Origin of the sequence: Nocardiopsis halophila DSM 44494 (assembly GCF_000341245.1) — a bacterium.
Classification (GTDB): Bacteria; Actinomycetota; Actinomycetes; order Streptosporangiales; family Streptosporangiaceae; genus Nocardiopsis_A; species Nocardiopsis_A halophila.
In genome coordinates, this window is record NZ_ANAD01000192.1 from 1 (window position 1) to 9,627 (window position 9,627).

Here is a 9,627-nt window from a genome sequence, read left to right on the forward strand (position 1 = left end):
GCCACCGTTCCCCAGGTCGGAGACCAGGGGCGGGCCGGGCCCCGGCCGACTCCGGCCGCGTAACCGGACAGGTATTGATGCACGCGATTATGCACGTGCATAATCGCGTGCATCGAGCATCCCGCCAGAATCCGCACCACGGAGACGAAGCCCGCCCTCATGCCCCATCAGCACCCCCGGGATCCCGCACCCGGCCGATGCCCCGCCGCCGACGGCGAGGACGGCGACGTGCTCGAGGCGTCCCCCGGAACCGTCGCGAGCGGACCGCACGCCCCCGAGGCCCGGAGGGCCGACGGCATGCTGCCGCAGGGGGACGGGGGAGGGCTCACCTGGAGATCGGCCCGGCGCCCGGCGGGACGGCACCCCGGGCGGCCCCTCGCTGAAGTGCGGAACCGATCGGCCGACACCTCCGCGCGCACGGTGCTCCAGGCCGGGACGACCGGGGACGTCTACGTCGGCGCGGAACCGGGACGGGTCCGCGGCGCCGCACACGGGGTCGAGGCCGCGTTGGCCACCGCGGTCCCCGTCTCCCTGGCCGACCCCCGGGCGCTGGGCGTCCACCCCGCCCCGGCCGCCGCGGACGGCTCCCGGCTCGCTCCCTATGTCGACCGCGACCGCGACGGCGACATCCGGCGAGCGGTCGGCGCGGCGGACTCCGGCGGCGGCATGGTCCTGGTGACGGGCGACTCCGCGGCCGGAAAGACCCGCGCCCTGCTGCACGCCCTGGCCGCGGTCGCGCCCCGCCGCCTGCTGGTGGCCCCTCCCAGGGGAACACCCCTGAACGTGCTGGCGGAGCGCATCGCCGCATCCCCCGGTCACTGCGGACCCGGCGTCGTGGTGTGGCTGGACGGCATCGACGGCTTCCTGGACGGCGATGCAGCACGCCTGACCGGGACCGCGTTGGACCTCTTCACCCGTGAACGCGCCGTCCTGGCCGCCACACTGCGCACCGAACACCTCGACGCCTACCGCACGACCGGCCTTCTCCGGCGCCTCGACCCGGTCACGCTGGAGCGCCCCTGGTCCCCCGGGGAGGTCGAGCGCGCCGCCGCGCACGGCGACCCCCGCCTGGCGTCCGCCGCGCGCTGTGCCCGCAGAGGTGTGCACGGGGTCGCCGAATACCTGGCGGCCGGCCCCTTCCTGCACGGCCTGTGGCGCGATGCGGACCGGTGCTCCGCCAACCACGGCCGCCCACGCGGCCACGCCCTCGTCGCCGCAGCGGTCGACCTGGTCCGCGCCGGCGCGCCCGCCCCCTTCTCCACGGCGCTGCTGAAACGGGCCCACACCGTCCGCCTCCGGGGCCGCGAGGCCCTCCGGCCGGAAGGCTTCGCCGAGGCGCTCGCCTGGGCCCGGCGGGTCAGGCTGGGCGCGAGCGGCCTGCTCGTGCCCGGCGACCTGGACGGCCGGCTCTGGCGCCCCCACGACTACCTGGTCGATACCGCTGAAGGGGCCGTGCCCGACGAGGTCCGCCGCACCGCCCAGGCCCAGGTACCGGGCGGCGGGCGCACGCCCGGGCGGGGTTCCCTGCGCGCGCCCTCGCACCCTCCGCGGTTGCGGTGGCTGTGGCCGGCATGACCGCCCGCCCCGGTCCCGGGTCCGCTCCGGCGCCGGTGCCGGTGCCGTGCCGGTGCTCAGGCGCTCGCGCGCCACCTCCGGTCGAAGCTGCGCATCAGGGCCGGGTAGACGAGCAGGTGCCGGAACGGCTTGATCGCGGCCATATAGACGGCGCCGAACCACCCGTTCGGCTTGACCAGGACCGCCATCCGCCCGTGGTGGCCGCCCGTGTCGTCGGGCACCCAGGACAGGTGCATGACCGTGTGCACCGTGCGGTTGGCCATCTCGGCGGCCCACTCGTTCTCTCCCAGGTACAGCGGGTCGAACCGCTGCAGGCTCGGGCCGGTCGGCCCGTCGCGCAACTCCTCCGGGAGCCGGTCGCGCAGCGAGGCCACCCGGGTGCCGAGGCCGTCCTTCTCGCGGTCCCACCCCAGCACCGCGCCCAGCCGCCACCGCGCGTTCCACAGGAACCGGACGATGCGCGGCGCGTCGTCGGGGAAGGAGCCCGCGGTCAGCGTCTCCAACAAGCGGGGGAACTCGTCCGGGCCGCCCGGCGTCGGGAGCGCCCACAGGTCCTCGACGGTGAAGTCGGGCGCGATCCGGTGGATCGCCCACGGGCGCGAGGTGTGCTCGGCGGTGTCCAGCCTCATTTCGTGTCCTCCTGGTCGCGGTCACCGGTCGGTGCCTTCTGTGCCGCCCGTGCCGTCGGTGCGGACGGGGTGGACGGTGCGGACGCTGTGAACGGCGCGGAGGACGCGGGCGGCAGGCCGAGGACGCCGCGGACCGCCCCTTCGGTGAGGTCGGCGTCGTACGGCGCGCGTCCCGCGACGGCGATCGTGACCCCCTGCAGGGTCCCGAAGTAGGCCTCGGCCATCTCCTCGGGCGGCGGCCCCGGCGGGAGGGCGCCGCGCGCCCGTGCCTCGGCGATCCGCCCGCCCCACTCGACGAGGAGCGGGCGCACGTTCCGCTCCAGCGCCTCGGCGACCGGGTGGTCGCGGCCGGAGAACTCGATCTGCAGCGTCATCATGACGCCGGCGATGTCCCGGCGGCAGTAGACGGCGTGCGCCCGCGCCAGTGCGCACAGCGCCTCGACCGGGTCCTCGTGCGCCGCCGCGGGGCCGCCGACCTCGGCTCGCCAGGTCCGGCCGACCCACTCCACCACCGCCAGTGCCAGCTCCTCCTTGTTGGCGAACTGGTGGTACAGCGCGCCGCGGGTGTAGCCCGCCTCCTTCGCCACCCGCTCCAGGGCCAGCTGGGCGTAGCCGTGGGCGGACAGCCCCCGGGCCGCCGACTCCAGCAGTGCGCTCCTGGTCCGCGCACGCCGGTCGGCCTGCGTGCGGCGGTCCCCCTCCCGTGCCGTGGCCACGTCACCCTCCCCGATTACATACGTACATGTCTGTATGTTACTTTCCGGGAAACGGTCCCGCCACCGCGCCGGACCCGCCCGAAGGGAGTCGGACATGACGGCAGAGCCCGCCCCGCACCGCACCGGCGCGGCCGACGCGGAACCGGCTGGAGGACCGACCGCGGAGCCGGTCGTCACCGAGCGCCGGACGCCGCCGGAGGAGGTCGCCGCCCTGACCTCGTTCACCCGTTACGACTACGCCGACCTGTTCACCCTGACGATGGACCGGGGCACGGTCGGAACGCCCGAGGAGTGGCTGAGGGCCATGTTCGAGGAGGTGCTCGGCTCCTCGGCTCAGGTCCTGTGGCAGGGCGTGCTCGGGCTGCGCCTGCGCCCGGGCCCCTCCCCCGACCGCGTGGCCGGGTGGCGGATCTCCGGCCGCGGCGACGGGTGGGTCCGGCTGGAGGCGCCCGGCTGGATGATGAGCGACCAACTGATCATGGCCGTCGACGGCGACGAGGCGACGTTCGCGACCTTCGTGCGCTACAGGAACGGTGCCGGAAGGGCCCTGTGGTCGCGCCTGTCCGCCGTCCACCGCGGCTCGGCACCGGACCTGCTCCGCAGCGGCTACGAGGTCCTGCTCCGCTGAGCAAGCGGGAGCACCTGCCGGCCGTGGGCCCCTGGCCCGCGGGTATGCGGGGCGGGGGCGGTCTCGCCTAACCTCGGAGAGCGGATCCCGGCCACGGGCGCGTCCGCCGGTGCGCAGGGGCCGGAGCACGGCCCCGGGTCCACGGCGGCGGGCCGGTCCCCTCCCCACCTCACCGAGCTAGACAGGTACCCCCCATGACAGACGGTTCGTCCTCCTCCCCGGCGAACGACGGCGCCCCGCAGGCCCCGCAGCCGCAGATCGACACGACGGTGCCCCACTCGGCCCGCATCTGGAACTACTGGATGGGCGGCAAGGACAACTACCCCATCGACCGCGAGGTCGGCGACCAGGTCATCGCGTCCTTCCCGCAGATCGTGGACCTCGCCCGGACCAGCCGGCAGTTCCTCATCCGCGTGGTGAGCCACCTGGCGGGCGAGGCGGGCATCCGCCAGTTCCTCGACATCGGCACCGGGATGCCCACGGTCGACAACACCCACGAGGTCGCCCAGTCGATCGCCCCCGAGTCCCGGGTGGTCTACGTCGACAACGACCCGCTCGTGCTGACCCACGCGCGCGCCCTGCTCGTCGGCTCCCCCGAGGGCGCGACCGACTACATCGACGCCGACCTGCGCGACCCCGACACGATCCTGCGCCAGGCGGCGAGGACCCTGGACTTCGACCGGCCCGTCGCCCTCATGCTCCTGGGCATCCTCGGGCACGTCCCCGCCGACGACATCATGCCGATCCTCCGCCACCTGCTGGACGCCCTGCCCTCCGGCAGCTACCTGGCGATGTACGACGGCACGAACACCAGCGACGCCTACAACGCGGCCATCGAGGAGGGAAACTCCCAGGGCGGCCTCCCCTACTTCCTGCGCAGCCCGGAGGACATCGCCGCCCGCTTCGAGGGGCTGGAGCTGCTGGAGCCGGGCGTCGTCCCGTGCCCGCTGTGGCGGCCGGACCCCATCGAGGTCGGCAACCGCCGCGGCATGGACCAGTACGGCGGGGTCGCGCGCAAGCCCTGACCGAGCGGGGCGGGTCGGCCGCGCCTCCCCGCCCCGCTCCGGGCGCCCGGTCCGCTCAGGGGACGTCGTCGGGGGCCAGCACCACCAGGTCCTCCCGGCTCGGCTCGGCCACCGCGACGAGCCGCCCCGCCTGCCGGGTGATCATCTTCTCCATCACCTGGCGCGCGTAGCGGGCGTTGCCGAACGCCTCGCCCCTGGGGACCGCGTCGAAGTGCGCCAGCAACCGCTCGGCCGTCGCGTCCGGGATCCTGTACCCGCCCGTCTCGGCCATGCCCCGCACGATGGACACCAGCTCGCCGCCGCTGTAGTCGGTGAACGGCACCCGCTGGGCGAAGCGGGAGGCCAGCCCGGGGTTGGAGGCCAGGAACCGCTCCATCTCCGTGTCGTAGCCGGCGACGATCACCGCCACCTCGTCGCGGTGGTCCTCCATCAGCTTCACCAGGGTGTCCACCGCCTCCTGGCCGAAGTCGTTGCCCCCGCCGGCCGGGGTGAGCGTGTAGGCCTCGTCGATGAACAGCACCCCGCCGCGCGCCTTCTCGAACACCTCCGCGGTGAGCTGGGCGGTGTGCCCCACGTACCGCCCGACCAGGTCGGCGCGGGCCGCCTCCACGGTCTGCCCGCCGGGCAGCACGCCCAGTGCGCTGAGCAGCCTCCCGTAGATGCGGGCCACCGTCGTCTTACCGGTGCCGGGCGGGCCGGAGAACACCAGGTGGTGGCTGAGCGTGGGCACCGGCATCCCCAGGTCCCGGCGCCGCGCCGCGGTGACGAGCACGTTCACCAGGTCGTTGACGACCTCCTTGACCTCGGCCAGCCCGGTCAGCGCGTCCAGCTCGGCGCGCAGCGCGGCGACCGCATCTGCCCCGCCCTCCGGCCCCGCCGCCGCGCCGCCGTCCAGGTCCTCGGGCAGCAGCAGGGTGAGCTCCGCCGGGTCGGCCGGGGGGTTCTCCCCCAGCCGGTGCGCCTGCCGGTCCACCATCTGCTCGAACACCTTGCGGGCCTCGCGCCCGTTGCCGAAGGCGGGCCCCTTGTGCATGCGCTCGAAGTGCCGCAGCAGGGCCGCGCGCAGCCCCTCGTCCAGCGTGTAGCTGTGCGCGGCGCTCTGGGCCTCCACGATCGCCACCAGCTCCTCGGAGCGGTAGTTGGGGAACGCGACGGTGCGGGCGAACCGGGAGGCCAGCCCGGGGTTGGAGGCCAGGAACCCCTCCATCTCCGGGCCGTACCCGGCGACGATCACCACCACGTCGTCGCGGTGGTCCTCCATCAGCTTCACCAGGGTGTCGATCGCCTCCCGGCCGAACCCGCCCCCGTCCTCGGCCGAGAGCGTGTAGGCCTCGTCGACGAACAGCACCCCGCCGCGCGCCTTCTCGAACACCTCGGTGGTCTTGATCGCGGTGGCGCCCACGTACTGGCCGACCAGGTCGGCGCGGGCCGCCTCCACGACGTGGCCGTAGCGCAGCACGTCCAGATCGGCCAGCAGCCGCCCGTACAGCCGCGCGACCGTGGTCTTGCCGGTGCCCGGAGGGCCGGAGAACACCAGGTGCCGGGCGACCGGCGGGGACGGCAGCCCCATCTCGGCCCGGTGGCGGGCCATCCGGTTCCGGTTGACCAGGGTGGTGACCTCGCGCTTGACGCTCTCCAGGCCGATCAGCGCCTCCAGCTCGGCCAGCGGCCCCGCGTCCCGGTCCTCGGCGTCGCCGTCCGCCCCGTCGGCGCCGCCGTCGCCGCCGGCCGCACCGGGCACGCCCGGCCCCCCGGCGCCCTCGGGGACCGCGTCCGGCCCGTACCGGTCCTCGTCGGCGTTGCCCTCGCTGACCAGCGACTCCGCGGTGACGTTCGCCCCGGCGACGGTCTGCCTCAGCCCGGCGCGGCCGTTGTCGCGCACCGAGCACCCGTCCACCAGCACGTCCTCACCGGTACCGACGAGCACCCCGTCGGCCCGGTTGCCGAACAGCTCGCAGGAGCGCAGCACCGCGCGGCCGCCCGCCGCCACCAGCGCCCCGTTGCGGCCGTTGCCGTGCGAGCGCATGCGCGTCGCGTTCACCTCGCCGCCGGCGTGCACCGCCAGCCCGTCCCCGCCGCACCCGGCCACCTCGCCGTCGCGCAGGTCCAGCACGGCACCGGCCGCGGCGCTCACCCCGTTCTCCTTGGCGTCGACCACCCGCAGGCCGGTGAGGGAGGGGCGCGCGTCGCCCGAGGCGTGCACCCCGGAGCGCCGCACCCCCGTCGCCTCCAGGTCCTCCAGGCGGCCCCCGCCGCCGTCGAAGCGGACGCCGTGCCCGCGGACCCGCCGCACCCGGACCCTCCGCAGGAAGGGGGAGGACCCGGACAGCACCACCACGCCGGCGCCGTCGGTGCCGTCCACGGTGAGGCGGTCGAACTCGGCGGTGGAGTCATCGGCGACCACCACCCCCTCGGCCGCGCCGCCGTGCACGCCCAGCCCGGTGAACGCGGTGGCGGAGCGGCCGGTGACGCGCACCGCCACACCCCCGGCGTCGCGCACCTCGACCCCGGTGAGCAGGCCGCGCGCCTTCTCCTCGGCGAGCACGCCCTCGCGGCCGCTGCGCACGACGGTGACCCGGTCGGCGCGCGGGCCGGTGCCGCCCCGCAGCACCAGGCCGCGGCCGGCCGCGCCGTGCACCTCCACCTCCTCCAGCCGCACCGCCGAACGGGAGGAGAGCACCACCCCGTCGTCGCGGACGTCGCGCACCCGCAGCCGGACCAGCTCCGGGGCGGCGTCCCCGTCCACCGCCACCGCGGGCTTGGCGGTGCCGGTGACCTCGCAGTCCTCCACACGGCCCGCGCCGCCGCCGGCCGCGTACACGCCGTTGCCGCCGGCGTCGCGGATGGTGCAGCGCCGCACCCGGGGCGCCCCGCGCTCGTTGATGACCAGGCCGCTGGTGCCCACGTCCTCCACGACGCAGTCCTCGATGACGCTGGTCTGCGCCGAGGTCACCACGATCCCCGCCCCTTCGGAGCAGGTCACCCGGCAGTCGCGGAGCGCGAGCGCGCCGTCGTCGCGGGCCAGCACCGCCGCCCAGGCGGCGCCGTCCACCCGGCACTCGGCCAGCTCCACCTGCCCGGCGGCGGCGTCCACCACCGGCGCCTCGGGGTCGCGCCCGCGCAGGACCAGCCCGGTGAGCTTGACCGCCTCGGCGACGGAGGTGACCGCGCTCCCCTCCGCGCAGAGGATCTCCACCGACCCGGGCTCCTCGGCCGCCATCAGGGTGACCACGCGGGTCAGGACCAGCCGCTCGGCGTAGCGGCCCGGGGCCAGGGAGAGCACCGCGCCGTCGCCGGCCGCGGCCACCGCCTCGCCGATGGTCCGGAACTCCGCGCCGCCCGACGGGTCGACGGTGCGCACGTGAGGGGTCATCGAACTGTCCGTTCCTTTCTCTCAGCCGCTCTCCCTGCCGCGCCGGGGCGGCGGGTCAGCGGCACTCGGCCTCGACCACCGAGGCGGGCAGCGTCGGGTGCGGGGCGCCCTGGGGCGCGGCGCCGGCATTGGTCAACCGGACGGTGAAGGACCCGTGCACGTCCGAGAACTCGGTGACCGCCCAGTAGTTGCCGGGGTCGGGCCGCTCGATCTTGTAGACGCCGCGGTTCGGGCCCTCGGCCCGCTCGCCGTCGAACAGCTCGACGTTGGCGGGCTCGCCGCTGCCCCACAGCGGCGAGTCGCCGGCGATGACCAGCATCTTCAGCGAGCAGGTGGCGTCCTCGAAGCCGGGGGTGAAGGTCCAGGTCGCGGCGGTGTCGGTGTAGGCGTTGGAGTCGCCGCTCACGGGGAGGGCGTCGTAGCCGCCCGCGCACCCCGAACCGGTGTAGTGGCCGGAGCCGGCGCGCGTGACGCCCTGGCCGTGCACGGCGTAGGAGGCACCGGGGTCGGTGCAGTCCGGACCGGCCACGGCGGAGTACGCGCGCTTCTGGCCGCCGCCCGCGCCCTCGTCCGCGCGCGTCGTCAGCGGGGCGGCGTCCTGGTCCTGGCCGCCGCCGTCGCCCGCGCCATCGCCGCCGCCGTCGCCCGCGGCCTCCGGACCGCCGCCGGAACCGTCCTCGCGTTCGGGGGCGTCGGACGCCCCGGAGCCACCGCCGTTCCCGCGGTCGCCGCCCGCGTCCTCGCCGGAGTCCGAGCCCCGGTCCTCATCGGACCCCCCGGACCTCCCGCTCTCCCCGGAGCCCTCGCCGCCCTCGGTGCCCCTGGCTCCTTCGGCGCTCTCAGCGTCCTCACGGCCCTCCGACTCCTCGGTCTCCCCGGACTCCCCGGCCTTTTCCGAGTCGTCCGAACCGAGCAGGGGAACCCCGTCGAGCAGGGAGCCCATCTCCGTCTCGGCGTCCGGCCCGGCGCCGCCCGCGCCTCCGTCGCCGCCGTCGCCGGAACCGCCGTCGGCCGTCCCGCCGCCGCTGCCGCCATCGGAGCCGTCGCTCCCGTCGCTCCCGTCGCCGCCGGAGCCGCCGCCCTCGCCGTCGCGGTCCTCGCCGTCGACCGCGCCGGGCGCCTGCGGCAGCACGTCGGGCACGAACCCGCCCGGGTCCTGCCCGCCGCCCCCGCCCCCGGCACCGCCTCCGCCGCCGCCCTCGCCGGGGACGACCGGGGCGCCGCCCGCGGCGGGCGCCTGCGCCTGTGCGTCCGCCGTGCCGACGGCCGGGTCGGCGCCGCCGGCCCCGGCCTCTCCGCCGCCGGCCAGCCGCAGCCCCGCCTCGGAGGCCCCGAACGGCGCGGCGACCAGCAGCAGCCCGGCGATGGCGGCCAGCGCCAGGGTGGGCTTGCCCGGCCGGTGCGCGACCGCCGCGCTCTTGCCCTCGGTCGCGGTGGGGGCGCCGAACCGGCCGATGGCGGCGGTCAGCCCGGACAGGGCGCCGCCCGCGGGGGGTTCGGCCGCGGCCTCGGCGGCCCGGCCCGTGGGGGACGGCGGGGGCGGGGCGGACGCCGGGTCCGCCGCCCCCGGCGCGGCGCTCGGCACCGGGTCGGCGGAGCTCGCCAGGGCTCCGGGCCTCGGGGCCTTCGCGGATTCTGCTGCCATGTGGGGGTTCCTCTCTCGGTGGGGTCGGGAGTGAGG

At 76.3% G+C, this 9,627-nt stretch carries 7 protein-coding genes; 3 read left to right on the forward strand and 4 right to left on the reverse strand.

Going from position 1 to position 9,627, the window contains the following annotated elements:
• Nucleotides 1-228: 228 nt before the first annotated feature.
• Nucleotides 229-1,575 (forward strand): hypothetical protein, encoded by a 1,347-nt coding sequence (locus D450_RS31930; RefSeq protein WP_152520885.1) that lies wholly within the window; start codon nt 229-231, stop codon nt 1,573-1,575.
• A gap of 56 nt (nt 1,576-1,631) precedes the next feature.
• On the opposite strand, the gene D450_RS0121675 is transcribed toward D450_RS31930, so the two are convergent.
• Both D450_RS0121675 and D450_RS0121680 read right to left on the reverse strand, forming a co-directional pair.
• Entirely contained in the window at nt 1,632-2,204 is a 573-nt protein-coding gene (locus D450_RS0121675) for a DUF2867 domain-containing protein (protein WP_017540743.1), read from the reverse strand.
• Entirely contained in the window at nt 2,201-2,920 is a 720-nt protein-coding gene (locus D450_RS0121680) for a TetR/AcrR family transcriptional regulator (protein WP_017540744.1), read from the reverse strand. The genes D450_RS0121675 and D450_RS0121680 overlap by 4 nt, the downstream gene beginning before the upstream one ends.
• Before the next feature lie 94 nt (nt 2,921-3,014).
• Between D450_RS0121680 and D450_RS0121685 the strand changes: the two genes are divergently transcribed.
• Together D450_RS0121685 and D450_RS0121690 are read left to right on the forward strand one after the other, a co-directional pair.
• Nucleotides 3,015-3,548: a hypothetical protein gene (locus D450_RS0121685; protein ID WP_017540745.1), complete on the forward strand. Its 534-nt coding sequence runs from the start codon at nt 3,015-3,017 to the stop codon at nt 3,546-3,548.
• Nucleotides 3,549-3,742: 194 nt separating this feature from the next.
• On the forward strand, nt 3,743-4,573 hold the full coding sequence (locus D450_RS0121690) for an SAM-dependent methyltransferase (protein WP_017540746.1): 831 nt from the start codon (nt 3,743-3,745) through the stop codon (nt 4,571-4,573).
• A gap of 55 nt (nt 4,574-4,628) precedes the next feature.
• On the opposite strand, the gene D450_RS0121695 is transcribed toward D450_RS0121690, so the two are convergent.
• Both D450_RS0121695 and D450_RS0121700 read right to left on the reverse strand, forming a co-directional pair.
• The gene (locus tag D450_RS0121695) at nt 4,629-7,946 is read right to left on the reverse strand and encodes a right-handed parallel beta-helix repeat-containing protein (RefSeq protein WP_017540747.1); all 3,318 of its coding nucleotides are present in this window, start codon (nt 7,944-7,946) and stop codon (nt 4,629-4,631) included.
• A gap of 55 nt (nt 7,947-8,001) precedes the next feature.
• Entirely contained in the window at nt 8,002-9,591 is a 1,590-nt protein-coding gene (locus tag D450_RS0121700; RefSeq protein ID WP_017540748.1) for a hypothetical protein, read from the reverse strand.
• Nucleotides 9,592-9,627: the final 36 nt, after the last annotated feature.

Coding starts and splice junctions, on each gene's coding strand:
- D450_RS0121675 (WP_017540743.1), bottom strand. CDS start 2,204: ATGAGGCTGGACACCGCCGAGCACACCTCGCGCCCGTGGGCGATCCAC.
- D450_RS0121695 (WP_017540747.1), bottom strand. CDS start 7,946: ATGACCCCTCACGTGCGCACCGTCGACCCGTCGGGCGGCGCGGAGTTC.
- D450_RS0121690 (WP_017540746.1), top strand. CDS start 3,743: ATGACAGACGGTTCGTCCTCCTCCCCGGCGAACGACGGCGCCCCGCAG.
- D450_RS0121700 (WP_017540748.1), bottom strand. CDS start 9,591: ATGGCAGCAGAATCCGCGAAGGCCCCGAGGCCCGGAGCCCTGGCGAGC.
- D450_RS0121685 (WP_017540745.1), top strand. CDS start 3,015: ATGACGGCAGAGCCCGCCCCGCACCGCACCGGCGCGGCCGACGCGGAA.